The sequence below is a fragment of the Streptomyces coeruleoprunus genome, assembly GCF_039542925.1.
GTDB classification, from domain to species: Bacteria; Actinomycetota; Actinomycetes; order Streptomycetales; family Streptomycetaceae; genus Streptomyces; species Streptomyces coeruleoprunus.
Genome location: NZ_BAABIT010000001.1, coordinates 5,824,588 through 5,850,093, shown reverse-complemented (window position 1 = coordinate 5,850,093; position 25,506 = coordinate 5,824,588). Strand labels below are relative to the sequence as shown.

Genomic DNA, 25,506 nt, shown 5'->3' with positions numbered 1-25,506 from the left:
TTGTTACCGACAAGTATGCGAGACGACTTGTCAGCGGCTTTTGGCGACTTCCCCCAAGCGTTCTTGGCGACCTCCCCTTGAGCGGGGGAGCCGGTTCCGCGGTGCCCCCGGCCCGGCGGGGCGCTCAGATCCCCACCGCCCCGAGCAGGTTGCCCGCCGCGTACGTCACCGCCATCGCCACCGCTCCCCCGCCCACGACCCGCACCACCGCGGGGACCGCCGGGGCGGCGCCGAGGCGGGCGCTCGACCAGCCGGTGAGGGTCAGTGCGGCCAGGACCGACAGGACGGTGACCCACACACGGGCGGAGGCCGGGGGCAGGACCATCGCCAGCAGGGGCAGCAGGGCGCCGACGGTGAACGCGAGGAAGCTGGCGGCCGCCGCGTGCCAGGGGTTGGTCAGGGCGTCCGGGTCGATGCCCAGCTCCACGCGCGCGTGGGCCCGCAGGGCATCGCGCCGGGTCAGCTGCTCGGCGGCCTCGCGGGCCACGTCCCGGCTCAGGCCGCGGGCCGACAGCAGGTCGGTCAGCTCGTCGAGTTCGGCCTCCGGCTGCTCGCGCAGCTCCCGCCGCTCCACGGCGAGCGCGGCCTTCTCCGAGTCGCGCTGGGTGGAGACGGAGACGTACTCGCCGACCGCCATCGACATGGACCCGGCCAGCAGTCCGGCGAGACCGGCGGTCAGCAGCGTCGAGCGGTCGGTGGTGGCACCGGCGACGCCGACGACGAGGCCGGCCGTGGACACGATGCCGTCGTTCGCGCCGAGCACGGCGGCGCGGAGCCAGTTCAGCCGGGTACCGAGCGCTCCGTCGTGGGCCTCGGGCGGTGTCGGTTCCATCACGACGCCCAAGGTCTCACCCGGCCCGCGGACGGGCGGCCAACGGCACGCTGATCGATCCGCGGCGGCCGCACACGCGTGTTCCCCGGACTCGCGGCTCGCGGCTCGCGGCTCGCGGGGGGATCTGGTGACGCTGCTCGGCCGGGTCGTCAACTGCCGTGGGCCGTGGGGCCGCAGGGACGAATGGCGTCAACCCGCCCATGGCGTCGGGGCGCCCGGCTCCGGCGCTGTCAGTGGCGGCCTCTATTCTCAGTGACCATGCTCGACGACCGTACGACAGCAGCAGCGTGGCCGACCGCCTACCCGCAGGGGTACGCGGTCGTCGACGTGGAGACCACCGGACTCGACCGGGACGACCGGATAGTGTCCGCCGCGGTCTACCGGCTCGACGCCCAGGGCGAAGTCGAGGACCACTGGTACACGCTGGTCAACCCGCAGCGTGACCCGGGCCCCGTCTCCATCCACGGGCTGACGAGCGAGATGCTGGCGGACGCCCCGCTGTTCCCCGAGGTGACGGCCGAGCTGTCGGAGCGGCTCGAAGGGCGCGTCCTCGTCGCGCACAACGCGTACTTCGACTGGTCGATGATCGCCCGCGAGTACGCCCGCGCGGACCGTACGGCGCCGGTGCGCCAGCGGCTGTGCACCATCGCCCTGGCGCGGGCGCTGGACCTGCCGCTGCCCAACTGGAAGCTGGAGTCGCTGGCCACGCACTTCGGCGTGGTGCAGCAGCGGGCGCACCACGCCCTGGACGACGCCCGGGTGCTGGCGGAGGCGTTCCGGCCGAGTCTGCACGCGGCCGCCGAGCGCGGGATGCGGCTGCCGCTGCTGGAGTGCCGGCCGCTGACCGAGTGGTCGGCCTCGGGGGCGTCGTCGGGCGGGTCGCCGTGGATCGGCCGTCAGGCCTCCTACCGGCAGGCCGGCTGGCGCCCGTCGCGGAAGCGGCCCGCCTGCCCGTACCCGAATCCCGGACGCTACGAATCGGGCAAACCGCTCAAACAGGGCATGCGAGTGGCTTTTTCGGGTGACACCTCCATCGAGCGCGAGCTGCTGGAGGACCGTGCCGTCGAGGCGGGCCTCCACGTGGCGAGCGGCGTCTCGCGGCTGACGAGCCTGCTGGTGACCAACGACCCGGACTCGGGCACGTCGAAGGTCGTCAAGGCCAGGTCGTTCGGCACACCGATCCTGGACGAGGCGGCGTTCACCCAGCTCCTTCGGGACGTGGCGGCGGCCGACGCACCGGACGGGCGATCGAACGGGTGACGGCCGGGCGCGCCGCCGCCGCTCCGGACCGCCCCGCACCCCACCCTGTGGCGCATGGCACGTTGTGAGGTCTGCGGAAACGACTACGGCATGTCCTTCGAGGTGCACGCGCAGGGCGCGGTGCACGTCTTCGACTGCTTCTCCTGCGCCATCCACCGCATGGCGCCCATCTGCGAACACTGCCGGGTCCAGATCATCGGACAGGGCGTGGAGGCGGACGGCCACTGGTACTGCGGGGCGCACTGCGCCCGCGCGGAGGGGAAGGCGGGCATCGTCGACAAGGTGTGAAACGGACACCCCGCCCTCGGCGCGGCCGGGGGCCGGAGGTACGGTCTTGGGGTGTACCGCTTCCTGTTGTCCCGGCAGTGGGTCGTCCTCACCCTCGTCGCGCTCGCACTCGTCCCCGCGATGGTCCAGCTGGGGTTCTGGCAGTTCCACCGGCACGAGCGCCGCGTCGAGCAGAACACGCTGATCGCGGACAACCTGCGGGCCGCCCCGGTCCCCGTGACCGACCTGACGTCCCCCGGGCACACCGTCCCGCGCGCCGAGTTCTGGCGCCGCGTCACCGCCACCGGCACGTTCGACAGCGGGCACGAGGTGGTCGTCCGCCGCCGCACCAACGCGGAGGACCGTGTCGGCATGCACGTGCTCACGCCGCTGGTGCTCACCGACGGGCGGGTCGTCCTCGTCAACCGCGGCTGGGTCCCGGCCGCCTCCAACCAGAAGGACTACCCCGAGGTGCCGCCCGCGCCGAAGGGGCGGGTCACCGTCACGGGCCGGCTGCTCGCCGACGAGACGACCGGCAGCAGCGGCATCAAGGACCTGCGGGGCCTGCCGCCCCGCCAGGTGATGCTCATCAACAGCGAGCAGCAGGCCAAGCTCATCGGGCGCCCCGTGCTCGGCGGCTACCTGGAGCTGACGGAGCCCGCTCCGTCCGGCGGCTCCCCCGAGCCCATCGCCGAGCCCGACCACGACTCGATCGGCGCGCACATGGCGTACGCCGTCCAGTGGTGGCTGTTCGCGGCGGGTGTGCCGATCGGCTGGGTGGTCCTGGTGCGCCGCGAGAAGCGCGACCGCGAGGCGGCGCGCGCCGCGGAGTCCGCAGCCGGGTCCGGCGCGCCGTCCGCGGAGGAGCCCACCGCGCCGACCACCACGGCGGCAGCGGCACCCGGCAGGGGCTGACCGCAGGCCCGCCTGTCTGATTGGCTTTTCTTCGCTCCGGGAACACGCCCAAGCGTGACCCAACGTATCGAGGACTATGCCCTCATCGGCGATCTGCAGACCGCCGCCCTGGTGGGCAGGGACGGTTCGATCGACTGGCTGTGCCTGCCGCGCTTCGATTCGGGGGCCTGTTTCGCCCGCCTGCTGGGCGACGAGAACAACGGCCACTGGCGGATCGCCCCCATGGGCGCACGCGCCTGCACACGGCGCGGCTATCTGGGTGAGTCCCTGGTCCTGGAGTCCGTGTGGGAGACCCGTACGGGCACGGTGCGGGTCGTCGACTTCATGCCGCACCGCGACCGCTGCCCCGACGTGATGCGGATCGTGGAGGGCGTCAGCGGGCGGGTCGAGATGTCGGCCGTGCTGCGGCTGCGCTTCGACTACGGGTCGATCGTGCCGTGGATGCGGCGGGCCGACGGCCACCGGGTGGCGATCGCCGGCCCCGACTCCGTGTGGCTGCGCAGCGAACCGCAGGTCAAGACGTGGGGTCAGCAGTACAGCACCTGCTCCTCGTTCACCGTCGGGGCGGGCGAGAAGGTGGCGTTCGTCCTCACCTGGCACCCCTCGCACGAGCCGCGCCCGCACCTGGTGGACCCGCACGAGGCGCTGGCGCACACCATGGAGGACTGGAAGACCTGGGCGGCGCGGTGCACGTACGAGGGGCCGTACCGGGAGGCGGTGATGCGGTCCCTGATCACGCTGAAGGCGCTCACGTACGCGCCGACGGGCGGGATCGTCGCGGCCCCGACCACGTCCCTGCCGGAGGAGATGGGCGGGGTGCGCAACTGGGACTACCGCTTCTGCTGGCTGCGCGACTCGACGCTGACGCTCGGGGCGCTGCTCTCGGCGGGTTACGTGGACGAGGCCGCCGCCTGGCGCGACTGGCTGCTGCGCGCGGTGGCGGGCGACCCGGCGGACCTCCAGATCATGTACGGCCTGGCCGGCGAGCGGCGGCTGCCCGAGACCGAGGTGCCCTGGCTGCGCGGCTACGGCGGAGCGACGCCCGTCCGGATCGGCAACGCGGCCGTCGAGCAGTTGCAGCTGGACGTGTACGGCGAGGTCATGGACACGCTGTTCCTGGCGCGGCGGACGGGCCTGGCCGGGCAGCCGCACGCCTGGGCCCTGCAGCTGAGCCTGCTGGGGTTCCTGGAGTCGACCTGGCGCCAGCCGGACGAGGGGCTGTGGGAGGTGCGCGGGCCGCGCCGGCACTTCGTCCACTCGAAGGTCATGGCGTGGGTGGCCGCCGACCGCGCGGTGCGCACCCTGGAGGCGAACCCTTCACTGCCGGGTGACGTCTCGCGGTGGCGGGCGATGCGCGACGAGGTGCACCGGGAGGTGTGCGAGCGGGGGTACGACCCGGTGCGGAACACGTTCACACAGTCGTACGGCTCGGCGGAGCTGGACGCGGCGACGCTGCTGATCCCCCGCGTGGGCTTCCTGCCGGCGGACGATCCAAGAGTGGTCGGCACGGTGGACGCCGTACGGGCGGAGCTGGGCCACGACGGGCTGATCCGCCGCTACAGCACGGACGGCATCGCGGTCGACGGGCTGCCGGGCGGCGAGGGAACGTTTCTGGTCTGCTCGTTCTGGATGGCGGACGCCCTGCGCATGACCGGGCGCGTGGAGGAGGCGCGGGAGCTGTTCGCCCGGCTGGTGGGGCTGCGCAACGACGTGGGCCTGCTGGCGGAGGAGTACGACCCGGCGTCGCGGCGGCAGCTGGGCAACTTCCCCCAGGCGTTCAGCCACGTCGGGCTGGTGGGCACCGCCCTCGCGCTGGCGCGGGAGCACCCGGCAGGATAGGCCCATGGATCTTGGACTGAAGGACCGTGTGTACGTCGTCACGGGTGGCTCGCGCGGGCTGGGCCACGCGTCGGCCCGGGCCCTGGTGGCGGACGGCGCGAAGGTCGTCGTCTCGTCGCGTGACGAGAAGGCCGTCGCCGAGGCCGCCGAGGCACTGGGACCGGGCGCGGTGGGCGTGGCGGTGGACAACGCCGACCCGGCGGCGCCCGACCGGCTGATCGGCGAGGCCCGGTCCCGCTTCGGCCGCCTCGACGGCGTGCTGATCAGCGTGGGCGGGCCGGCGCCGGGCTATGTGGCGGACAACACGGACGAGCAGTGGCGGGCGGCCTTCGAGTCGGTGTTCCTCGGCGCCGTACGGCTGGCGCGGGCCGCGGCGGCCACGCTGACCGAGGGCGGCGTCATCGGCTTCGTGCTGTCCGGCTCGGTGCACGAGCCGATCCCGGGCCTGACCATCTCCAACGGCCTGCGCCCCGGGCTCGCCGGGTTCGCCAAGTCCCTGGCCGACGAGCTGGGCCCGCGCGGCATCCGCGTGGTGGGCCTGCTGCCGGCCCGGATCGACACGGACCGGGTGCGCGAGCTGGACGCCCTGTCGGGCGACGCGGCGGCGGCGCGGGCGGCGAACGAGGCACGGATCCCGCTGCGCCGGTACGGCACGCCGGAGGAGTTCGGGGCGACGGCGGCGTTCCTGCTGTCGCCGGCCGCGTCGTACCTGACGGGTGTGATGCTGCCCGTCGACGGCGGCGCGCGACACGGCTTCTGACCGCCTGCCCCGAGGTCCCCGGCGGGTCCTCCCGTCAGAGCACGCGGCGGGGGCCGTGTCCGGTCGCCCGCAGCCGGACCTCGGCGGGCAGTTCGGGCAGGCCGGTGGACTCGCGGGCATGTGCGAGGGGCCCGTCGACGAGCCCGGCCAGCGTCTCCTGCGGCGAGGCCTGGGGCTCCAGCAGCAGGTCGAGCCGCAGGGTCGGGGCGGTGCGGCTGCCCGTCACCCGCACATGGGCGCGGGCGACCCCCTCCAGGGTCCGCGTCCCGGCCTCCACGGCGGCCTCCAGGGCCCGGCCGCGCAGGGTGGCGCCGTCCCCGTCGTAGGTGTCGATCAGCACCTCGGCCTGGCGGGGGCGCCGCAGCTGGGCCGCCAGCCAGGCGAGGGCGAGGAGCAGCAGGACGGTGAGCGCGCCCAGTACGACGGGCCACCACCAGCCCTGGTCGCGCCACCGCTCGCGCGTCGAGTCGGCCAGCAGCACGGCGTCCGGGTCGGTCCACAGCCCGGCGACGAGCACGCTGCCGCCCACGCCGACGAGCAGCAGCCCGGTCAGGCCGATGAGGATCCGGTTGACGCCCCGCAGCACGGTGCTCACCCCTTCCGGCCGGGCCGGGTGACCCGCACGGACAGGGCCGGCGGCCGGGCCAGGCCCAGGTCCTGGATCCCGCCCCGCAGCGCGGCCTCCAGGTCGTCCCGTACGTCGTCGAGGTCCCGGAAGTGCGACACGGCCCGTACGGCGGCCCTGGACCGCCCGGCCCGGACCCGCACCGACCGCACCCCCGGCACGTCGAGGGCACGGTCCCGCAGAACGAGCGCCACGGCGTCGCGGGCGAGGGCGGCGCGGACGGGCGCCGCCCCGTGCCGCATCGGCAGCAGGCCGCGCAGCCCGGGCGTGACCGCCAGGACCAGCAGCCACACGCCGAGCGCCGCCGCGACCCCGGCGCCGGCCGACATCCACGGGTCGTCGAGCGGCCGGGTCGCGAGTTCGTCGGCGAGGACCCGCCGCCAGCGCATGGCGGGGCGGCCCGCCCGTACCGAGGCGATGTCGTACAGGAGCAGGCCCGCCGCGGCCGCCACAGCGAGCGCGACCAGCGCGGCGGGGACCCGGCGGTCCGCCCGGAAACGGTGCTCCCGCGCGGGGTGGCCGACGGGCGGGGCGGCCTCCTCGGGCGCGTCATCGGGCGTGGTCACCGGACCCTCCCCCGGGACGGTTCGTGGGCCACATACGTGGGGTGCAGCCGCTCGACGTGGACGGCGACCTCCGGTACGTCGAGGTCGGCGAGCTCCTTGACGCGGTGGGCGACCCGGCGGCGGACGGCCGCGCACTGGCCGCCGATGTCGGAGGGGTAGCCCAGTTCGAGGGTGATCTGGAAGCGGGCGCTGTCGTGGTGCACGACGACGGTGGCGTCGGGCGGCCGGGCGGCCTCAGGCGCGTGGGGCAGCGCCTCGCGGGCGGCCCGGGAGGCGATCTTGGCAAGGACGCGGTCGGCGATGGTCGTCGCCCCGCGCTCGGCCGGGTCGATGCGGTCCGCGGACGTCATCGCCCGTCACCGCCGCCGGTCGTCGCGGCTGCGCCCGCGCAGCAGATCGCCGGGTTCCAGGTCGCCGTCGGCGAACCTGCCGACCACGAACCCGATCGCTCCCAGGGCCGCGACCAGCAAGAACGCCGCGAAGCCACCGAAGTACCCGGCGAAGCCGAGGGCCATCCCGGCCAGGAGGCCGACCGGCGCCATGTTCATCGTCGCGCTCCTCTCCCCGGCCCGCGGCTACCGGAGCCGTGGCTCCGGTTCCTCGTCCTCGTCCTGGTCCTCGGGCAGCTTCACATCGGTGACGGCGATGTTGACCTCGACGACCTCCAGGCCGGTCATGCGTTCCACGGCGGAGACGACGTTCAGGCGCACGGCGCGGGCCACGTCGGCGATGGAGACGCCGTAGTCGATGACGATCTCCATGTCGATGGCCGTCTGCACCTCCCCCACCTCGGCCTTCACACCACGGCTGATGCTGGGCCGGCTGCCGGGGACCCGGTCGCGGACGGCGCCGAGCCGGGCGGAACCGCTGCCGAGGGCATGGACACCGAGGACATCGCGGGCCGCGAGGGCGGCGATCTTCTCCACCACCCCGTCCGCGATGGTCGTACGGCCCCGGGTCTCCGGGTCGCCTCCGGGTCCGGGTGTCACCGGCCCTGCCGTGTCCGTCATGGCGGTTCCATCCCTTCTGTAGGGGTTTGGACTCCGCTGCCCACCCTAAGTGCGGGCACGCACGAACGCCCCCGGGGCTCCGGCGAGCGTGCCGGGGCCCCGGGGGCGCACAGTGCGGTGGGTCGCGGTCAGTCCGCGAGGCCGGCGAGATCGCGCAGCCGGCGTGCCTGCGCGGCCCGCTCGGCGACGCGCTGCTCCTCGTACGTACGGTCGAGGGCACCGCGCAGCAGCGCCTTGGTCTCCACGACGGCGTCGCGCGGTGCGGCCAGCAGCGCGGCGGCGAGATCGCGTACGGCGCCGTCCAGCTCGTCGCCGGGGACGACCAGATTGGCCAGGCCGATGCGCTCGGCCTCCTCGGCGTGCACGAACCGGCCCGTCGCGCAGATCTCCAGCGCACGGGCGTAGCCGACGGCCGCGACGAGGGGCTGCGTACCGGTCAGGTCGGGGACGAGGCCCAGGCTGGTCTCGCGCATGGCGAACTGCACGTCCTGCGCGACGACCCGCAGGTCGCAGGCGAGGGCGAGCTGGAAGCCGGCCCCGATGGCGTGCCCCTGGACGGCAGCGATCGACACGAGGTCGTTGCGGCGCCACCAGGTGAACGCCTCCTGGTACTCGGCGATGACGGCGTCGAGGTCCGCGTCGGAGCCGCGCGCCATGTCGAGGAACGACGGCTCGCCGTCGAAGCCCTCGGGCGTGAAGGCCTGCCGGTCGAGTCCGGCGGAGAAGGACTTGCCCTCACCACGGAGCACGACCACCCGCACGCTGCCGGGCAGCGCCCGTCCGGCCTCCGTCAGCGCCCGCCACAGAGCGGGCGACTGCGCGTTGCGCTTCGCCGGATTGGTGAGCGTCACCGTGGCGACGGCATCCTCGACGGTGAGTCGCACACCGTCCTTGTCGAGGACTACGAGATCGGGTTCGAGCGAGGTCATGCGGCGCCTCCGGATCCGGTGCAGGCAGCTGTGTCGGACGGCTGACCAGTCAGCCGCCTGACAAATTACTGCACAGTAACCACCCGGTCGACCACGGGATCGACCGGGTGGTCCCTGTCGGAACCAGCGGGCCGGACGAGCCGCGCTCAGGCGTCAGACCGAAGTGGCCTTCTTGCCTCGCGTTGCTCCGCCGCGTCCACGCAACACGACTCCGGACTCGGTGAGCATCCGGTGGACGAATCCGTAGGACCGGCCCGTCTCCTCGGCCAGCGCCCGGATGCTCACACCGGCGTCGTACTTCTTCTTCAGGTCTGCCGCGAGCTTTTCGCGCGCGGCGCCGGTCACCCGGCTGCCCTTCTTCAGAGTCTCGGCCACCCGTGCCTCCTCATGGGAAGTGCGCTCTGGACTTCTCATGATCACCCCTCGGGGGCCTCATGGCCAGCCATTCGACAAGGTCCGTGCCACAAGGTTTCGGCGCCGCGCGGGCCGCGGCCCGGCCGAAATCCCGGACGTGACGCCGGCCCGTCCGCGAAGTACCAGGTCAGCGCCGCCCGAACCGGAAGGGCCCGGCGCGGCCCCGGTGCCGGAAATTCCGCCGAGTGCCACGCCGCGATATGAGAAGCGCTCACTCAGATGAAGGATCACCACTAAGCCGAATGATCCATACGGAGATGATCAGGCGAGCGCGACGAGATCCGCGTAGTCCGCGCCCCACAGGTCCTCGACACCGTCCGGCAGCAGGATGATCCGCTCCGGCTGGAGCGCGTCGACGGCGCCCTCGTCGTGGGTGACCAGGACGACCGCGCCCTTGTAGGTGCGCAGCGCGCCCAGGATCTCCTCGCGGCTGGCCGGGTCGAGGTTGTTCGTCGGCTCGTCGAGCAGCAGCACGTTCGCCGAGGAGACGACCAGGGTGGCCAGGGCCAGGCGGGTCTTCTCCCCACCGGAGAGCACACCGGCCGGCTTGTCGACGTCGTCGCCGGAGAAGAGGAAGGAGCCCAGCACCTTGCGGACCTCGACCAGGTCGAGGTCGGGCGCGGCGGACCGCATGTTCTCCAGGACCGTGCGGTCCGGGTCGAGCGTCTCGTGCTCCTGGGCGTAGTAGCCGAGCTTGAGGCCGTGGCCCGGGGTCACGCTGCCGGTGTCCGGCTTCTCCACGCCGGCCAGCAGGCGCAGCAGCGTCGTCTTGCCGGCACCGTTGAGGCCGAGGATGACGACGCGGGAGCCCTTGTCGATCGCCAGGTCGACGTCCGTGAAGATCTCCAGCGACCCGTACGACTTGGACAGGCCCTCGGCGGTCAGCGGCGTCTTGCCGCAGGGCGCCGGCTCCGGGAAGCGCAGCTTGGCGACCTTGTCGCTCATGCGCACCTCGTCGAGACCCGCGAGGAGCTTCTCGGCGCGCCGGGCCATGTTCTGCGCGGCGACGGTCTTGGTGGCCTTGGCGCGCATCTTGTCGGCCTGGGCGTTCAGGGCAGCGGCCTTCTTCTCGGCGTTCTGCCGCTCGCGCTTGCGGCGCTTCTCGTCGTCCTCGCGCTGGCGCTGGTAGAGCTTCCAGCCCATGTTGTAGATGTCGATCACGGAGCGGTTGGCGTCCAGGTAGAAGACCTTGTTGACGACCGTCTCGACCAGGTCGACGTCGTGGGAGATGACCACGAAGCCGCCACGGTACGTCTTGAGGTAGTCGCGCAGCCAGGTGATCGAGTCCGCGTCAAGGTGGTTGGTCGGCTCGTCCAGGAGCAGCGTGTCGGCGTCCGAGAACAGGATCCGGGCCAGCTCGATACGGCGGCGCTGACCACCGGAGAGCGTGTGCAGCGGCTGGCCGAGCACCCGGTCGGGCAGGCCCAGCGCGGCGGCGATGGTGGACGCCTCGGCCTCGGCGGCGTACCCGCCCTTGGTCAGGAACTCGGTCTCCTGGCGCTCGTACTGCTTGAGGGCCTTCTCGCGCGTGCTGCCCTGGCCGTTGGCGATGCGGTCCTCGTTCTGCCGCATCCTGCGCAGGAGGACGTCGAGCCCGCGGGCGGACAGGATGCGGTCGCGGGCCAGGACGTCGAGGTCACCGGTGCGCGGGTCCTGCGGCAGGTAGCCGACCTGGCCGGAGCGGGTGATGGTGCCGGCGGCGGGGATGCCCTCGCCCGCGAGGCACTTGGTGAGCGTGGTCTTGCCGGCGCCGTTGCGGCCGACGAGCCCGATGCGGTCGCCCTTGGCGATACGGAAGGAAGCGGACTCGATGAGAACGCGGGCGCCGGCGCGCAGCTCGATGCCGGAAGCGGTGATCACGGACAGACTCCAGGGCGGTGTGGACGGCGGAAGGACGGCAGAGTGCGGGGCTTCGACGCCGTCTAATGCACAGGGAGAATGGCCATACGGCTCAGTCTAACGGGCGGATGCAACTGCTTTTCTGCGCGCGGCGTGGTCGGCGAAAGGGTGGACGGCGGGCGGCGCGGCGGGGGTCGGTGGGCCAGGCGTTGCCAGTGGCGGGTGCCGGAGACCGAGGTCCGAGTGAGATCCACGTCACATCCAACGGCGCGGTGATGCTCGGCGCGAAGGGCGGCGAGGGGGTGTTCGCCAAGACCATGGCCTGAGCCGGCCCGGTGGGCGTCTCCGTGGTCGTGGACGACCCGGACGCCCACCACGAGCGGGCGGTGCGCCGAGGGCAACGTCCGGGGCTTCGGGACGTATGCCCCCGGCGCGGGCGGGTAGCCGGTCCGGTCAGGCCCCGCCGGTGTGCACTTGGAAGGCGGCGCGGCGGACCGCCTTGGCCAGCGCCGGGTCCGGGTGGGCGGCGGCCAGGGCGACGAGGACCTGGACGGTGCGGGGGTGGCCCACCGTCCGTACCTCTTCCAGGAGCGCCGGGACGGTGCCCTGCACGGCGGATTCGAGGTGGCGGACGAGCAGCTGGCTCTCACCGTGGTCGGCGACGGCCGCCGCGGTGTCGACCCAGAGCCAGGTGGCCTCCTCGCGGGTGAGCGCGTCGGGGGCGTCGTCGGGGTCGGCGCCCTCGTGCTCGGCGAGCCAGAGGAGGGCGTACGGGCGCAGCGCCACCTCGTCGGCCGCGGCCCGCACCTCCGCCTCGGCGGCGGCGCCCACCACGCGCAGGGCCTCGAACGCGAGGCCGCGCAGCAGGGCGTCGTCGCCGCGGGCGACGGTGAGCAGCTCGGTGACGGCGCTGCCCACGGGGCGCGCGGCGAGCCAGGCGCGGTACTCGGCGCGGGCCGGGCCGGGGGTGAGGCGGGCGCAGCCGCGCAGCATGTCCTCGGCGGACTGCTCCATGTGGCCGGCGGGGCTCTGCGCGGCGACGCAGATCTGCTCCAGCTTGACCCAGACCGCCCAGTTGCCGAGCGGGGTGAGGGTCGCGTGCCCGTCGCCGAGGGTGAGGGCGCCGACGGCGGCCAGGCCCTCCAGGGCCCAGTCGAGCAGCCGGGCCAGCACCTCGGCACCGGCGTCGACACCGGCCTCGGCACCGGCCACGGCCTGCAGGGCGAGGGCGGGTGCGGCGGGGGCCGGCGGTGCCTCGGTCGCGCCTGTGGCCGGGTCGCCGCCGTAGGGCACCTCGCAGCGCTCCTCGCGGAGTTCGGCGACCCGCTGCCGGAGCAGGTCGAGCAGGGCCGGTACGTGCACGGGACCGGCCGAGAGCTGGAGGAGGGAGAGCACCTGGGGGACGGCTTCCACGACCTCGGCGACCGCGGCGGGTTCGGCGTCGGCCGGTGCCGGGTGGGCGAGCGACCAGGCGTCGAGGAGGGCGACCCAGCCGCGCAGCGCGGCCGAGTCGTCGCGGTCCCAGGCGCGCAGCCGCCAGCCCGGGCGCACGGTGTCGCCGTGGAGTTCGACGAGCCCGGCCAGGCGGGCGCGGTCCCAGGCGGCGCGCACCTGGGACGGCGTCAGTTCGAGGGCGGCGGCGGCCCGTTCCTGGGCGGACGCCGGGACCGGTGCGGTGACGGGGCCGCGGTCGACGGCGGCCCAGCGGGCGACGCGCACGGCATCGGCGAGGACACGCCGGGCCTGACGGGCCAGCTCCGCCCGGGGCGGGGTGCCCTCCGGCGGACGGGGCGCCGGGCGGGTCCGCCGGGTGGTCACCGCCCGTCGGGCCGTTGCCAGCGGCCGCGGAGGGACGAGTCGGAGTCTGGAGTTGCGCGCCAGTTGCTCATCAGGCTTTCGAGACGTCACGGGGGCAGTCTTCCCGCTGACGGGCCGAAAGCCCAAACGGAATGCGGTTCGTTCGGGCGGCGGGTGCCCGGTGGGGTCAGGAGAGAGGGGTGAGGAAGCGGCGCAGGGCCTCTTCGTAGCGGTCCGGGTCGGCGTTCCACATGGCGGCGTGCGGGGCGTTCCGCACGGTGTGCAGCGTGACGAGTCCGGGCCGCCGGGCGGCCAGCTCCCGCGAGAGGCTCCACGGGGCGAGGGCGTCGTCGGGGCCGTGGAACACGAGGGTCGGTACGCGCAGGGCGTCGGGGTCGGCGGCTTCGGTGAGGCGGTCGCCGTGCAGTCCGGTCCTGCCCTGGGCGGCGCGGACGGCGAGCGGCAGCACGGCGGACGGGATGCGGCGGGCGGAGGCCAGGGCCCGCACGGTGGCCTCCCAGTCGAGGATCGGCGAGTCGAGGACGAGGCCGGCGATGCGGTCGCGCAGCGCGCAGTGCGCGGCGGCGTGCAGGGCCATGGCGCCGCCGGTGGACCAGCCGTACAGGACGACGCGGTGCGCGCCGTGCCGGACGGCGTGGCGGACGGCGGCGTCCAGGTCGCGCCATTCGGAGTCGCCGAGGTGGCCGAGGCCGTCGGTGGGGCGGGGTGCGCCGGGGTCGCCGCGGTAGGAGATGTCGAGCACCGGGAGCCGGCGGCGGGTCAGGAAACCCATCAGGTTGAGCGGGTGCTGCCGGGTGGTGCCCAGGCCGTGGACCGTGATCACCCAGGTGCCGCGCGCGGCCGGGACGTACCAGGCCGGGAGGGAGCCGAGCTCGCCGGGGACCTCCACGTCCTCGTACGCGATACCGAGGGCGGAGGAGGGGGTGCCGCTGTAGAGCTGGGGGGTGAGGCGGACGCGGGTACCGGTGTCGAGGCTGCCGTGGTGGACACGTTCCAGGCGGCGTACGACGGTGTCCGGGGAGTGCGGGACGTCGTCCAGGACGGGGCCGACGATCGCGTGGACGCCGGGGCCCTCCAGGCCGTAGACGCCGGGGCGGAGCGAGGCGAACCCGCGCGTGAGGATGACCCGTCCGGGGCCGGTCGCGTGGACGGTCAGCCGGGGGTCGCCCGGCAGGGGGCGGCCGGGCAGGGGCTTGAGGGCCGCGTCGCTGGCGTAGCGGCCGGCCGCCACCGCGGCGGCGCCGAGACCGAGGAAGGTGGTGACGGCCGCTGCCGTCGCTGTAGCCGGGCGCACCGTTCCAGTGTCGGCATCCCGGCACGGGGGTGCCAGCGGGCGGGAGCCGACGGGTGACGCGGCTGCGGAGATGCCCGGCGACGGCCGCGGGCACCGGGCCGGCCCCCTGTGGCCGCGGCGCGCCGGGCCTTGCCTTGTCCGGCGGAATCCTTCCCCTGCCCCGCCCCTTCACGGATCGGGGGGCTCCGCCCCCCGATCCCCCCGATCCTCAAACGCCGGAGGGGCCGAATTCAGCCCCTGGGGTCAGGACGGCTGCCCGTAGCCCTGGAGTTTGGTCGTCGCCCTGGAGAGTTCCGCGGGGGTGAGGAGCGTGGGGGTGCGGCCCGGGATCATGTGGGCGGTGAGCCAGACGCGGCACATCCACTCCAGCTGGGCCGTCCGGTCGTAGGCGCGGTCCAGGGTGTCGCCGTGGGCGACCGTGCCGTGGTTGCGCAGGAGGCAGGCGGTGCGGTCGGTCAGGGCGGCCATCATGTACGCGGCGAGCTCATGGGTGCCGTACAGGGCGTACGGGGCGACGCGGACGGGGCCGCCCAGGGCGCCGGTCATGTAGTGGATGGGCGGAAGCTCGTCGACCAGGGTGGAGACCGCCGTGGCGTGCACGGCGTGGGTGTGGACGACGGCGCCGGCGTCGGTCGCGCGGTAGATCGCGAGGTGCATGGGCAGCTCGCTGGTGGGGGCGAGGGATCCGCGCACCTGCTCGCCGTCCAGGTCCACGGCGATCACGTCGGCGGGCGTCAGCCGGTCGTAGGGCACACCGCTCGGGGTGACGAGCACCAGGTCACCGACGCGTACCGAGACGTTCCCCGAGGTGCCGACGACGAGCCCGTCCGTCACCGTCCGGCGGGCGGTGGCCACCAGCGCGTCCCACGCGCGTCCGATCGCATCCTGTGTCATGCGCCGATCATGTCAGGCGTGGGCGGCGGAAGTGACCGGAATCTCTTCGGATGTTCGATGGGCCCGGAATTGCGGGGCAGGGCGTAACCGGAACCGGCCGCACCCGGTTGGAGACACCGTGACGCCCGCCCGAGTTCACCTTCCGTTCACCCAGGTTGCCTACGGTCGGCGCGCTACTGACGTCGAACGATTGCCTGGGTAAATGGAACACATCACGCTGCTGCTCGCCATTGTGGTCGTGACAGCTCTCGTGTTCGATTTCACAAACGGTTTCCATGACACCGCCAACGCGATGGCGACGACCATCTCGACCGGCGCGATGAGGCCCAAGGCGGCGGTGGCCATGTCCGCCGTGCTGAACCTGGTGGGCGCGTTCCTCTCCGTGGAGGTCGCCAAGACGATCTCCAAGGGGCTCGTCGACGAGACGGGCATCCAACCCGAGGTGATCCTCGCGGCGCTCGTCGGCGCCATCCTCTGGAACCTCGTCACCTGGCTCGTCGGACTGCCGTCCAGTTCCTCGCACGCCCTCATGGGCGGCCTGATCGGCGCGACCGTCGCCTCCATCGGCGTCAGCGGCGTCAACGGCGGCGTCGTCCTGACCAAGGTCCTGATCCCGGCCGTCGCCGCCCCGGTGGTCGCCGGTGTGGCCTCCATGGTCGCGGCCCGGGCCACGTACAAGATCGGCGCCGGTATCGACGAGAAGACCGGCCGCAAGGGCTACAGGGCCGGCCAGATCGCCTCCGCGGGCCTGGTCTCCCTCGCCCACGGCACCAACGACGCCCAGAAGACGATGGGCATCATCACCCTCGCCCTGGTCGCCGGCGGCGCCCTCGCCCCCGGCTCCAACCCGCCGGTCTGGGTCATCGTCTCCGCCGGTCTGGCCATCGCCCTCGGCACCTACCTGGGCGGCTGGCGCATCATCCGCACCATGGGCAAGGGCCTGACCGACCTCCAGCCGCAGCAGGGCTTCGCCGCCCAGACCGGTGCGGCGACCGTCATCCTGGCCTCCTCGCACCTGGGCTTCTCGCTCTCCACCACGCACGTCTGCTCCGGTTCCGTGATGGGCGCCGGCCTCGGCCGCAAGGGCGGCGTGGTCCGCTGGTCCACCGCCACCCGGATGTTCGTCGCCTGGGGCCTGACCCTGCCGGCCGCCGGCCTGGTCGCCGCGCTCGCCGAGTTCGTCGCCCGCCAGGGCGACTGGGGTGTCGCCGCCGTCGCGACCTTCCTCGTCGCCTCCTCCGCCGCGATCTGGTTCATCTCGCGCCGCCAGGTCGTCGACCACACCAACGTCAACGACGTGGACGAGGCCGCCGACGCCGAGCCCGCCGGTGTCGTCACCACCGCCATCGCCGCGGTCACCCCGCCGCCCGCCGGCGTCGTGGCCGCCACGGCCGACGCCACCACCGACCTCAAGACCACCATCCCGGCCACGGCCGTGACCCCCGCGGCCGCCGCGGCGTCGGACCCGGCGCCCACGGCCACGGTGTAAGGAAAGATCGCCATGGACATCGACTGGGCAGCTCTCGGCTCCGTCTTCGGCGTGGGCCTCGTGACCACCGTCGCGCTCGTCAGCCTGTTCACCCTCGGCCTGGTCGGCCTCTCCAAGCAGGAGCGGGCCGCGCAGCAGGGGGGCTCCGCCGTCCTGGCCCGCACCGGCGCGTACGCCTGCTTCGCGCTGTGCGCGGCGGCCATCGTGTACGGGATCTATCTGATCGTGGCCTGACGGCCCGAACATCACCGGCCGGGCCGGTCGTACCCCTTCGGTACGGCCGGCCCGGCCGCTGTCTGTGGGCCTCGGCACACTGTCCCGCCGCAGGTCAAGGGTGAGTTGACGGGCCTTCGCGGGGCGTGGTGGACTTCCGGGGCCAGTTACGGCGGCAGGAGAGGAAGCCGGTGCGAATCCGGCGCGGTCCCGCCACTGTCACCGGGCCCCGCGCACCCCGCGGACCCGGGAGCCAGGAACTCTCGCCGCCGGTCACGTCGAGCCAGGGCGCGGACCCTGAGTGAGGACATTGCGCCATGCCCGGCTGCGTCTCCCCCTTGCCGAGAACCCCCCGCACGAACGGCTGCCCCCGCGTATCGGTCTGCTGAGCCGATGCGCAGTGATCGAATCTTCGCGTACGGCGCCGCCGCCGGGCTGCTGGGCGACCTGCTGCTCGGCGACCCGCGCCGGGGCCATCCGGTCGCCGCGTTCGGGCGGGCCGCGAACGCCGTGGAGGGCGTGTTGTGGCGCGACCACCGCGGCTGGGGCGCCCTGCACACCGCGGTGTGCGCCGGGGGCGCGGCCGCGACGGCGGCGCTCACCGCACGTGCCGTACGCGGCCGGGGCGCCGCGTCCGTCGCGCTGACCGCGGCCACCGTGTGGGCCGTCGTGGGCGGTACGTCCCTGGGGCGGGAGGCCCGCGCCATCGGCGGCGCCCTGGCCGCCGGGGACGTCGAGACGGCCCGCGAGCGGCTGCCGCACCTGTGCGGGCGCGACCCGCAGTCCCTGGACGGGCCCGGTATCGCGCGGGCCGTCGTGGAGTCCGTCGCCGAGAACACGTCCGACGCGGTGGTGGGCGCCCTGGTGTGGGGCGCGGTCGGCGGCGTTCCCGGGCTCGTGGCGTTCCGCGCCGTGAACACGCTGGACGCGATGGTCGGCCACAAGTCGCCGCGCCACCGCAGGTTCGGCTGGGCGTCCGCGCGGCTCGACGACGTGGCGGGCTGGCCGGGTGCCCGGCTGACGGCCGCCCTGGCGGTCCTCGCGGGCGGTGACCGGCGCGGGGCCGTACGGGCCTGGCGGGCGGACGCCCGCAAGCACCCCAGCCCCAACGCGGGGCCGGTCGAGGCGTCGTTCGCGGGGGCCTTGGGCGTACGGCTCGGGGGCACCCTCTCGTACGGGGGGCGGGTCGAGCACCGGCCGGTCCTGAACGGAGAGGGGCGGGCCGTCGAGGTGGCGGACATCGAACGGGCCGTGCGGCTGTCGCGCCGGGTGACGGGACTCGCCCTGGCGGCCTGCGCGGGCGGAAGGCTCCTGTACGGGGCGATGAAGCGGAGGGGTTCATGAGGGGTGGGGGGCTGCTCGTCGCGGGGACGACCTCCGACGCGGGCAAGAGTGTCGTGACGGCCGGCATCTGCCGCTGGCTGGTCCGGCAGGGCGTGAAGGTCGCGCCGTTCAAGGGGCAGAACATGTCCCTCAACTCCTTCGTGACCCGGGAGGGCGCCGAGATCGGGCGGGCGCAGGCCATGCAGGCGCAGGCCGCCCGGGTCGAGCCGACCGCGCTGATGAACCCGGTGCTGCTGAAGCCCGGCAGCGACCGGTCCAGCCAGGTCGTGCTGATGGGCAAGCCGGTCGGCGAGCTGAGCGCCCGCGGCTACCACGGCGGGCGGCAGCAGGCGCTGCTCGGCACGGTCGTGGAGTGCCTGGAGGAGCTGCGCGCCACGCACGACGCGGTGATCTGCGAGGGCGCCGGCAGCCCCGCCGAGATCAACCTGCGGCGCAACGACATCGTCAACATGGGCATCGCGCGGGCCGCGCGGTTCCCGGTCGTCGTGGTCGGCGACATCGACCGGGGCGGGGTCTTCGCGCAGTTCTTCGGCACGACGGCGCTGCTGGCGCCGGAGGACCAGGCGCTGGTCGCGGGCTACCTCGTGAACAAGTTCCGGGGCGACGTGACGCTGCTGGAGCCCGGCCTCGACATGCTGTACGACCTCACCGGGCGGCGGACGTTCGGTGTGCTGCCGTACGCCCACGGGCTCGGTATCGACGAGGAGGACGGGCTCCGGGTGTCGCTGCGCGGCGCCGTCCGCGAGTCCGTGGTCGCGCCGCCGGTCGGCGAGGACGTGCTGCGGGTCGCCGTGTGCGCCGTACCGCTGATGTCGAACTTCACGGACGTGGACGCGCTCGCGGCCGAGCCGGGGGTGGTGGTCCGTTTCGTGGACCGCCCCGAGGAGCTGGTGGACGCCGACCTCGTGGTGGTGCCCGGTACGCGCGGCACGGTGAAGGCGCTGGCGTGGCTGCGGGAGCGGGGCCTGGCCGACGCTCTGCTGCGGCGCGCCGCCGATGGCCGGCCGGTGTTGGGCATCTGCGGCGGCTTCCAGGTGCTGGGCGAGCACATCGAGGACGACGTGGAGTCCCGGGCCGGGCACGTCGACGGGCTGGGACTGCTGCCCGTGCGGGTGCGGTTCGCGCCGGAGAAGACCCTCGCGCGGCCGGCCGGCGAGGCGCTGGGCGAGCGGGTGGAGGGCTACGAGATCCACCACGGCGTCGCCGACGTGCGCGGTGGTGAACCCTTCCTGGACGGGTGCCGCGTGGGTGCCGTGTGGGGCACGCACTGGCACGGCTCGCTGGAGAGCGACGGCTTCCGGCGGGCGTTCCTGCGGGAGGTGGCCGCGGCCGCGGGGCGGCGCTTCGTCCCGGCGCCCGACACGTCGTTCGGGGCGCTGCGCGAGGAGCAGCTGGACCGGCTCGGCGACCTCGTCGAGGAACACGCGGACACGGACGCGCTGCTCAAGCTGATCGAGTCGGGCGCGCCCTCTGGACTTCCCTTCATCGCACCCGGAGCACCTGGAGCCCCCGCATGAGCCATGCGCCCCACTACCCGTTCACTGCGGTCGTCGGCATGGACGACCTGCGGCTGGCGCTGCTCCTCAACGCCATCAGCCCTGCGGTCGGCGGCGTCCTCGTCCGCGGTGAGAAGGGCACCGCCAAGTCGACGGCCGTGCGCGCGCTCGCCGCGCTGATGCCGGACGTCGACGTCGTGGAAGGCTGCCGGTTCGCCTGTGCGCCGGGCTCCCCCGATCCGGGCTGCCCGGACGGGCCGCACACACCCGGCGCCGTCGGCGTGGCCCGGCCCACCCGTATGGTCGAGCTGCCCGTCGGCGCCTCCGAGGACCGGCTGGTCGGCGCGCTTGACATCGAGCGGGCGCTCGCCGACGGCGTGAAGGCGTTCGAGCCTGGTCTGCTCGCCGACGCGCACCGCGGTGTGCTGTACGTCGACGAGGTCAACCTGTTGCACGACCACTTGGTCGACCTGCTGCTGGACGCCGCCGCCATGGGTGCCTCGTACGTGGAACGCGAAGGCGTCTCCGTGCGGCATGCCGCGCGCTTTCTCCTCGTCGGGACCATGAACCCCGAGGAGGGTGAGCTGCGGCCTCAGCTGCTCGACCGGTTCGGGCTCACCGTCGAGGTCGCTGCCTCGCGGGAGCCCGACCAGCGGGTCGAGGTCGTACGGCGCAGGCTGGCGTACGACGGCGACCCGGCGGCCTTCGCGGCGCGCTGGGCGGACGAGGAGGCGGCGCTGCGGGAGCGGATCGTCGCCGCGCGTGCGCTGCTGCCGCAGGTGGTGCTGGGCGACGACGCGCTGCGCCAGATCGCCGCGACGTGTGCGGCGTTCGAGGTGGACGGCATGCGCGCCGACATCGTGATGGCCCGTACGGCGACCGCGCTGGCCGCGTGGGCCGGGCGCACGGAGGTCACCGTCGACGACGTACGGCAGGCGGCGCTGCTCGCGCTGCCGCACCGGCGGCGGCGCAATCCCTTCGACGCGCCGGGGCTCGACGAGGACAAACTGGACCGGACGCTGGAGGAGTTCGGCGGGGACGACGAGCCGGAGCCCGACCCGGACCCGGGCCCCGACGGCGGTGGTGGCGGCGGTGGCGGCGGCATTCCGCCGCAGTCGCAGGGGCCGGACGCACAGGGCGCCGGTACGGAACCGGCCGGCGAGCAGCCGGAGGCGGCCCCCTCCCCCGGTGCGGGCCCGGCCCGGGAGCAGGCGCCCGTCGGCGCGGCCGAGCCGTTCCGTACGAAGGTGCTGACCGTCCCGGGTCTCGGCGAGGGCGCCGCCGGGCGCCGCTCCCGGGCGCGTACCGAGCACGGCCGGACCACCGGGGCGCGCCGCCCGCAGGGTGCCCTGACGAAGCTGCACCTGGCGGCGACCGTGCAGGCCGCGGCGCCGCACCAGCGGGCGCGGGGCCGCTCGGGCCCGGGGCTCGTCGTGCGCCGTGACGACCTGCGCCAGGCGGTGCGGGAGGGGCGCGAGGGGAACCTGGTGCTGTTCGTGGTGGACGCGTCCGGGTCGATGGCGGCCCGGCAGCGGATGGGCGCCGTGAAGGGCGCCGTGCTGTCGCTGCTGCTGGACGCGTACCAGCGGCGGGACAAGGTGGGCCTGGTGACGTTCCGGGGCCGGGGCGCGGAGGTGGTGCTGCCGCCCACCTCGTCCGTGGACGCAGCGGCGGCGCGGCTGGAGCGGTTGCCGACCGGGGGCCGCACGCCGCTGTCGGCGGGCCTGTTGAAGGCGCACGACGTGCTGCGCGTGGAGCGGCTGCGGGATCCGGCGCGGCGTCCGCTGCTGGTGGTCGTGACGGACGGCCGCGCGACGGGTGGTCCGGAGCCGCTGAGGCTGGCCGCGCGGGCCGCGGGCCTGCACGCCGCCGAGGGCACGGCGTCGGTCGTGGTCGACTGCGAGGCGGGCCCGGTGCGGCTGGGTCTCGCCGCCGAGCTGGCCGGGCAGCTGGGCGGGACCGCCGTGACGCTGGACGAGTTGCGGGCGGACGCGATCGCCGGTCTTGTCAAGGATGTTCGAGCAACGAGGAGGGCCGCATAATGCCGCAGGGACAGCCGACCGTCGTACCGGACGACGGGCTCACCACCCGCCAGCGCCGCAACCGTCCGCTGGTGATGGTGCACACCGGTATCGGCAAGGGGAAGTCGACGGCCGCCTTCGGGATGGCGCTGCGCGCCTGGAACCAGGGCTGGCCCGTCGGGGTGTTCCAGTTCGTCAAGTCCGCCAAGTGGAAGGTCGGCGAGGAGAACGCGCTGAAGGCCCTCGGCGAGACCGGCAAGGGCGGGACCGTCGTCTGGAACAAGATGGGCGAGGGCTGGTCGTGGATCCAGCGCGATCCCAAGGACGGTGAGCCGTCGCACGAGGAGAAGGCCCGGCAGGGCTGGGAGCAGGTCAAGCGGGACCTGGCGGCCGAGACGTACCGGTTCTACGTGCTGGACGAGTTCGCGTACCTGCTGCACTGGGGGTGGGTGGACACGGCCGAGGTCGTCGAGGTGCTCCGTGACCGCCCCGGGCAGCAGCACGTCGTGATCACCGGTCGCAACGCGCCGCAGGAACTGGTGGACTTCGCCGACCTCGTCACCGACATGTCCAAGGTCAAGCACCCGATGGACGCCGGTCAGAAGGGCCAGCGGGGCATCGAGTGGTAGCACGTCTCGTCATCGCCGCACCGTCGTCGGGCGCGGGCAAGACCACGGTCGCGACCGGGCTGATGGCCGCGTTCGCCGAGCGCGGTCTGGCCGTGTCGCCGCACAAGGTCGGCCCCGACTACATCGACCCGGGCTACCACGCGCTCGCCACCGGCCGGCCGGGCCGGAACCTCGACGCGTTCATGTGCGGTACGGAGCTGGTCGCGCCGCTGTTCGCGCACGGTGCGCGGGGCTGCGACCTGGCGGTCGTCGAGGGTGTGATGGGGCTGTACGACGGTGCCGCCGACCAGGGCGAACTGGCGTCCACCGCGCAGGTGGCGAAGCTGCTGAAGGCGCCGGTGGTGCTGGTGGTGGACGCCTCGTCGCAGTCGCGGTCGGTGGCGGCGCTGGTGCACGGCTTCGCGTCGTGGGACCCGGAGGTGCGGATCGGCGGGGTGATCCTCAACAAGGTCGCCACCGACCGGCACGAGCACCTGCTGCGGGAGGCGCTGGGCGAGTCGGGGGTGCCCGTGCTGGGTGTGCTGCGGCGGGCGCCCGCCGTGGCGACGCCGTCGCGGCACCTGGGGCTGGTGCCGGTGGCGGAGCGGCGGGGCGACGCGGTGGAGGCGGTGCGGGCGCAGGCGGCGCAGGTGCGGGAGGGGTGCGACCTGGACGCGCTGCTGGCGTTGGCGCGGAGCGCGCCGGCGCTGGGGGCGTCGGCGTGGTCGGCGGAGGCGGCGTTGTCGCCGCGCGGTGCCGACGGCCTCGCCCGTCCGGTCGTCGCCGTCGCCGGGGGTGCCGCGTTCACGTTCTCGTATGCCGAGCACGCGGAGTTGCTGAGTGCTGCCGGGGCCGAGGTCGTGGCGTTCGATCCGTTGCGGGACGAGAAGTTGCCGGACGGGACGCGGGGGTTGGTGATCGGGGGCGGGTTTCCCGAGGTGTACGCGCCCGAGTTGTCCGCGAACGAGGCGTTGCGGGGCGCGGTGGCGGAGCTGGCGCGGTCGGGTGCGCCCGTCGCGGCGGAGTGTGCGGGGCTGCTGTACCTGGCGCGGTCGCTGGACGGGAAGCCGATGTGCGGGGTGCTGGACGCCGACGCGCGGATGTCGGAGCGGCTGACGCTGGGGTACCGGGACGCGGTCGCGGTGACGGACAGTCCGGTGGCGGCGGCCGGGACGCGGCTGCGCGGGCACGAGTTCCACCGCACGGTGCTGGAGCCGGGTGCCGGTCCGGCGCCGGCGTGGGGGCTGCGGCAGCCGGAGCGGCGCGTGGAGGGCTTCGTACAGGGCGGGGTGCACGCCAGCTATGTGCACACGCACTGGGCGGCGGTGCCGGAGACGGCACGCCGGTTCGTGGAGTCCTGCCGGCCATGACGCTCGTGGTGGGGGTCGGCGCGGGGCGGGGGGTGTCCGCCGAGGCGGTGTACGGGCTGGTCGAGGCCGTGCTGCGGGAGGCGGGGCTGCCCCTCGACGAGGTCGCCGAGCTGGTGACCGTCGACTCCAAGGCCGGGGAGCCGGGTGTCGTCGCGGCGGCGGCGCGCCTCGGGGTGCCTCTGCGGGCTTGCACGGCGGGGGAGTTGGCGCGGGTGCCCGTCCCGCATCCGTCGGCGGCGGTGCTCGCGGCGGCGGGGACGCCGTCGGTGGCGGAGGCCGCCGCGCTGGCGGGCGGGGGCGAACTCCTCGTACCGAAACAGAAGGCGCGTACCGGGCCGGACGGGGGCGCCGCGGCGCGAGTGACGTGCGCGGTGGCGCGCCGGCCCGCGCGGTTGCCGGTCGGGGGCCGGGGGTACACCCGTGGGGACGCGGTGTTCGAGTTACGGACGCCGCGCTGATCCCCGAGCGTCATCCTGTTGATCCCCGAGCTTGTCATGGAGCGCTGACGGTGGGCCGCCGGAGCTGTCGGCCCACTGTCCCCACCCCCCACTGTCACTCACCCCACGGCGGCCATGCATACCCATACTGACTCCGACAGACAGATTCCCTTCCCGTCCCAGCACGACCTGCGGCACCACGGTGATGCCGAGGTCAGGGACGAGAAACTGACCGATCTCGCGGTCAACGTCCGGGCCAACACCCCTCCGGACTGGCTGCGGGAGCGCATAGCGGACTCCCTGACCGGGCTGGCCGCCTACCCCGACGGGCGGGCCGCGAGGGCCGCCGTCGCCGAGCGGCACGGGCTGCCGTCCGGGCACGTGCTGCTCACGGCGGGCGCGGCGGAGGCGTTCGTGCTGCTCGCGCGGGCGCTGCCGGTGCGGCGGCCGGTCGTGGTGCACCCTCAGTTCACGGAGCCCGAGGCGGCGCTGCGGGACGTGGGGCACGAGGTGCGGCGGGTGCTGCTGCGCGAGGAGGACGGGTTCCGGCTGGACCCGGCGCTGGTCCCGGAGGACGCGGACCTGGTCGTGGTCGGCAATCCGACGAACCCGACGTCGGTGCTGCACCCGGCGGAGACGATCGCCCGGCTGGCGCGGCCGGGGCGGACGCTGGTGGTGGACGAGGCGTTCATGGACGCGGTGCCCGGTGAGCGGGAGGCGCTGGCGGGCCGGACGGACGTGCCGGGTCTGGTGGTGCTGCGGAGCCTGACGAAGACCTGGGGCCTGGCGGGGCTGCGGATCGGCTACGTGCTGGCGCACCCGGAGACGGTGGCCGCGCTGGAGCGGGTGCAGCCGTTGTGGCCGGTGTCGACGCCGGCGCTGGTGGCGGCCGAGGCGTGTATGACGCGGGCGGCGCTGGCGGAGGCGGAGGACGCGGCCCGGCAGGTGGCGGTGGAGCGTGCGCATCTGCTGGCGGGGCTCGCGGAGTTCGACGAGGTGCGGGCGGTGACGGCGGCCGAGGGGCCGTTCGTGCTGGTCCGTATCGAGGGCGCGGACGTCGTACGGGAACGGCTGCGGGACCTGGGGTTCGCGGCGCGGCGCGGGGACACGTTCCCCGGGCTGGGGCCGCAGTGGCTGCGGCTCGCCGTGCGGGACCGGGCGACGACGAACCGCTTCCTGCAGGCGCTGGACCAGGCGCTGGTCATGGCGGACTGCGTCCGGCACTCGTCGCGGGAGGCGTGACGGGGCCCGCCCCGTGGCCGGTTC

At 74.3% G+C, this 25,506-nt stretch carries 26 protein-coding genes and 1 riboswitch; of the genes, 14 read left to right on the top strand and 12 right to left on the bottom strand.

Annotation, left to right across the window (positions count from 1 at the left end; translation table 11 throughout):
• Positions 1-124: 124 nt before the first annotated feature.
• A complete protein-coding gene (locus tag ABEB09_RS26180; RefSeq protein ID WP_345694093.1) occupies positions 125-832 on the bottom strand; it encodes a VIT1/CCC1 transporter family protein in 708 nt (235 codons plus the stop codon).
• 258 nt (positions 833-1,090) lie between these two features.
• Here ABEB09_RS26180 and ABEB09_RS26175 point away from each other — a divergent pair, with 258 nt between their 5' ends.
• The 5 genes from ABEB09_RS26175 to ABEB09_RS26155 are packed head-to-tail and all read left to right on the top strand — an operon-like array spanning position 1,091 to position 5,873.
• A complete protein-coding gene (locus ABEB09_RS26175; protein WP_345692365.1) occupies positions 1,091-2,092 on the top strand; it encodes a DEDDh family exonuclease in 1,002 nt (333 codons plus the stop codon).
• Between the two features lie 54 nt (positions 2,093-2,146).
• Entirely contained in the window at positions 2,147-2,380 is a 234-nt protein-coding gene (locus ABEB09_RS26170) for a hypothetical protein (RefSeq protein WP_345692364.1), read from the top strand.
• 51 nt (positions 2,381-2,431) lie between these two features.
• On the top strand, positions 2,432-3,274 hold the full coding sequence (locus tag ABEB09_RS26165) for an SURF1 family cytochrome oxidase biogenesis protein (protein ID WP_345692363.1): 843 nt from the start codon (positions 2,432-2,434) through the stop codon (positions 3,272-3,274).
• 54 nt (positions 3,275-3,328) lie between these two features.
• The gene (locus ABEB09_RS26160; protein WP_345692362.1) at positions 3,329-5,113 is read left to right on the top strand and encodes a glycoside hydrolase family 15 protein; all 1,785 of its coding nucleotides are present in this window, start codon (positions 3,329-3,331) and stop codon (positions 5,111-5,113) included.
• 4 nt (positions 5,114-5,117) lie between these two features.
• Positions 5,118-5,873: an SDR family oxidoreductase gene (locus ABEB09_RS26155; protein ID WP_345692361.1), complete on the top strand. Its 756-nt coding sequence runs from the start codon at positions 5,118-5,120 to the stop codon at positions 5,871-5,873.
• 34 nt (positions 5,874-5,907) lie between these two features.
• Here the strand turns inward: ABEB09_RS26155 and amaP are convergent, their stop codons facing one another.
• From amaP to ABEB09_RS26095, 11 genes are all read right to left on the bottom strand, one after another.
• The gene (gene amaP / locus ABEB09_RS26150) at positions 5,908-6,468 is read right to left on the bottom strand and encodes an alkaline shock response membrane anchor protein AmaP (RefSeq protein WP_345692360.1); all 561 of its coding nucleotides are present in this window, start codon (positions 6,466-6,468) and stop codon (positions 5,908-5,910) included.
• A complete protein-coding gene (locus tag ABEB09_RS26145) occupies positions 6,465-7,064 on the bottom strand; it encodes a DUF6286 domain-containing protein (protein ID WP_345692359.1) in 600 nt (199 codons plus the stop codon). The genes amaP and ABEB09_RS26145 overlap by 4 nt, the downstream gene beginning before the upstream one ends.
• Entirely contained in the window at positions 7,061-7,414 is a 354-nt protein-coding gene (locus ABEB09_RS26140) for an Asp23/Gls24 family envelope stress response protein (protein WP_345692358.1), read from the bottom strand. The genes ABEB09_RS26145 and ABEB09_RS26140 overlap by 4 nt, the downstream gene beginning before the upstream one ends.
• A 6-nt stretch (positions 7,415-7,420) precedes the next feature.
• A complete protein-coding gene (locus ABEB09_RS26135) occupies positions 7,421-7,612 on the bottom strand; it encodes a hypothetical protein (RefSeq protein WP_345692357.1) in 192 nt (63 codons plus the stop codon).
• 27 nt (positions 7,613-7,639) lie between these two features.
• Positions 7,640-8,074 (bottom strand): Asp23/Gls24 family envelope stress response protein, encoded by a 435-nt coding sequence (locus ABEB09_RS26130; RefSeq protein WP_345692356.1) that lies wholly within the window; start codon positions 8,072-8,074, stop codon positions 7,640-7,642.
• A 128-nt stretch (positions 8,075-8,202) separates the two neighbouring features.
• Positions 8,203-9,003: an enoyl-CoA hydratase/isomerase family protein gene (locus tag ABEB09_RS26125; RefSeq protein WP_345692355.1), complete on the bottom strand. Its 801-nt coding sequence runs from the start codon at positions 9,001-9,003 to the stop codon at positions 8,203-8,205.
• 153 nt (positions 9,004-9,156) lie between these two features.
• A complete protein-coding gene (locus ABEB09_RS26120; protein ID WP_345692354.1) occupies positions 9,157-9,378 on the bottom strand; it encodes a helix-turn-helix domain-containing protein in 222 nt (73 codons plus the stop codon).
• Between the two features lie 300 nt (positions 9,379-9,678).
• On the bottom strand, positions 9,679-11,277 hold the full coding sequence (locus ABEB09_RS26115; RefSeq protein ID WP_345692353.1) for an ABC-F family ATP-binding cassette domain-containing protein: 1,599 nt from the start codon (positions 11,275-11,277) through the stop codon (positions 9,679-9,681).
• A gap of 432 nt (positions 11,278-11,709) precedes the next feature.
• A complete protein-coding gene (locus ABEB09_RS26105) occupies positions 11,710-13,164 on the bottom strand; it encodes a hypothetical protein (protein WP_380840050.1) in 1,455 nt (484 codons plus the stop codon).
• 76 nt (positions 13,165-13,240) lie between these two features.
• The gene (locus ABEB09_RS26100; RefSeq protein WP_345692351.1) at positions 13,241-14,368 is read right to left on the bottom strand and encodes an alpha/beta hydrolase; all 1,128 of its coding nucleotides are present in this window, start codon (positions 14,366-14,368) and stop codon (positions 13,241-13,243) included.
• A 243-nt stretch (positions 14,369-14,611) separates the two neighbouring features.
• Complete coding sequence (locus ABEB09_RS26095; RefSeq protein WP_345692350.1) at positions 14,612-15,262, bottom strand: class II aldolase/adducin family protein; 651 nt, start codon at positions 15,260-15,262, stop codon at positions 14,612-14,614.
• 202 nt (positions 15,263-15,464) lie between these two features.
• Between ABEB09_RS26095 and ABEB09_RS26090 the strand changes: the two genes are divergently transcribed.
• The 9 genes from ABEB09_RS26090 (at position 15,465) to cobC (ending at position 25,482) form a co-directional block, all read left to right on the top strand.
• The gene (locus ABEB09_RS26090) at positions 15,465-16,751 is read left to right on the top strand and encodes an inorganic phosphate transporter (protein WP_345692349.1); all 1,287 of its coding nucleotides are present in this window, start codon (positions 15,465-15,467) and stop codon (positions 16,749-16,751) included.
• A gap of 12 nt (positions 16,752-16,763) precedes the next feature.
• Positions 16,764-16,985: a hypothetical protein gene (locus ABEB09_RS26085; protein WP_345692348.1), complete on the top strand. Its 222-nt coding sequence runs from the start codon at positions 16,764-16,766 to the stop codon at positions 16,983-16,985.
• Between the two features lie 161 nt (positions 16,986-17,146).
• Positions 17,147-17,226, top strand: a riboswitch (cobalamin riboswitch).
• Between the two features lie 131 nt (positions 17,227-17,357).
• Positions 17,358-18,308 carry a cobalamin biosynthesis protein gene (locus ABEB09_RS26080; protein WP_345692347.1) on the top strand — a complete coding sequence of 317 codons (951 nt, stop codon included), beginning with the start codon at positions 17,358-17,360 and terminating at the stop codon, positions 18,306-18,308.
• Positions 18,305-19,825 (top strand): cobyric acid synthase, encoded by a 1,521-nt coding sequence (locus ABEB09_RS26075; protein ID WP_345692346.1) that lies wholly within the window; start codon positions 18,305-18,307, stop codon positions 19,823-19,825. The genes ABEB09_RS26080 and ABEB09_RS26075 overlap by 4 nt, the downstream gene beginning before the upstream one ends.
• The gene (locus ABEB09_RS26070; RefSeq protein ID WP_345692345.1) at positions 19,822-21,846 is read left to right on the top strand and encodes a putative cobaltochelatase; all 2,025 of its coding nucleotides are present in this window, start codon (positions 19,822-19,824) and stop codon (positions 21,844-21,846) included. Before ABEB09_RS26075 ends, ABEB09_RS26070 begins: the two co-directional genes overlap by 4 nt.
• Positions 21,846-22,454 carry a cob(I)yrinic acid a,c-diamide adenosyltransferase gene (gene cobO, locus ABEB09_RS26065; protein ID WP_345692344.1) on the top strand — a complete coding sequence of 203 codons (609 nt, stop codon included), beginning with the start codon at positions 21,846-21,848 and terminating at the stop codon, positions 22,452-22,454. The genes ABEB09_RS26070 and cobO overlap by 1 nt, the downstream gene beginning before the upstream one ends.
• Entirely contained in the window at positions 22,448-23,803 is a 1,356-nt protein-coding gene (locus ABEB09_RS26060; RefSeq protein ID WP_345692343.1) for a cobyrinic acid a,c-diamide synthase CobB, read from the top strand. Before cobO ends, ABEB09_RS26060 begins: the two co-directional genes overlap by 7 nt.
• Positions 23,800-24,261, top strand: coding sequence for a cobalamin biosynthesis protein (locus ABEB09_RS26055; RefSeq protein WP_380840055.1), 462 nt, complete (start codon positions 23,800-23,802; stop codon positions 24,259-24,261). Before ABEB09_RS26060 ends, ABEB09_RS26055 begins: the two co-directional genes overlap by 4 nt.
• Positions 24,262-24,375: 114 nt before the next feature.
• Positions 24,376-25,482 (top strand): Rv2231c family histidinol phosphate aminotransferase CobC, encoded by a 1,107-nt coding sequence (gene cobC / locus ABEB09_RS26050; RefSeq protein WP_345692342.1) that lies wholly within the window; start codon positions 24,376-24,378, stop codon positions 25,480-25,482.
• Positions 25,483-25,506: the final 24 nt, after the last annotated feature.

Bases quoted from the DNA above. Each gene is read 5' to 3' on its own strand.
- ABEB09_RS26180 (WP_345694093.1), bottom strand. From the start codon at position 832: ATGGAACCGACACCGCCCGAGGCCCACGACGGAGCGCTCGGTACCCGG.
- ABEB09_RS26175 (WP_345692365.1), top strand. From the start codon at position 1,091: ATGCTCGACGACCGTACGACAGCAGCAGCGTGGCCGACCGCCTACCCG.
- ABEB09_RS26170 (WP_345692364.1), top strand. From the start codon at position 2,147: ATGGCACGTTGTGAGGTCTGCGGAAACGACTACGGCATGTCCTTCGAG.
- ABEB09_RS26155 (WP_345692361.1), top strand. From the start codon at position 5,118: ATGGATCTTGGACTGAAGGACCGTGTGTACGTCGTCACGGGTGGCTCG.
- ABEB09_RS26140 (WP_345692358.1), bottom strand. From the start codon at position 7,414: ATGACGTCCGCGGACCGCATCGACCCGGCCGAGCGCGGGGCGACGACC.
- ABEB09_RS26135 (WP_345692357.1), bottom strand. From the start codon at position 7,612: ATGAACATGGCGCCGGTCGGCCTCCTGGCCGGGATGGCCCTCGGCTTC.
- ABEB09_RS26130 (WP_345692356.1), bottom strand. From the start codon at position 8,074: ATGACGGACACGGCAGGGCCGGTGACACCCGGACCCGGAGGCGACCCG.
- ABEB09_RS26125 (WP_345692355.1), bottom strand. From the start codon at position 9,003: ATGACCTCGCTCGAACCCGATCTCGTAGTCCTCGACAAGGACGGTGTG.
- ABEB09_RS26095 (WP_345692350.1), bottom strand. From the start codon at position 15,262: ATGACACAGGATGCGATCGGACGCGCGTGGGACGCGCTGGTGGCCACC.
- ABEB09_RS26090 (WP_345692349.1), top strand. From the start codon at position 15,465: ATGGAACACATCACGCTGCTGCTCGCCATTGTGGTCGTGACAGCTCTC.
- ABEB09_RS26085 (WP_345692348.1), top strand. From the start codon at position 16,764: ATGGACATCGACTGGGCAGCTCTCGGCTCCGTCTTCGGCGTGGGCCTC.
- ABEB09_RS26080 (WP_345692347.1), top strand. From the start codon at position 17,358: ATGCGCAGTGATCGAATCTTCGCGTACGGCGCCGCCGCCGGGCTGCTG.
- ABEB09_RS26075 (WP_345692346.1), top strand. From the start codon at position 18,305: ATGAGGGGTGGGGGGCTGCTCGTCGCGGGGACGACCTCCGACGCGGGC.
- ABEB09_RS26070 (WP_345692345.1), top strand. From the start codon at position 19,822: ATGAGCCATGCGCCCCACTACCCGTTCACTGCGGTCGTCGGCATGGAC.
- cobO (WP_345692344.1), top strand. From the start codon at position 21,846: ATGCCGCAGGGACAGCCGACCGTCGTACCGGACGACGGGCTCACCACC.
- ABEB09_RS26055 (WP_380840055.1), top strand. From the start codon at position 23,800: ATGACGCTCGTGGTGGGGGTCGGCGCGGGGCGGGGGGTGTCCGCCGAG.
- cobC (WP_345692342.1), top strand. From the start codon at position 24,376: ATGCATACCCATACTGACTCCGACAGACAGATTCCCTTCCCGTCCCAG.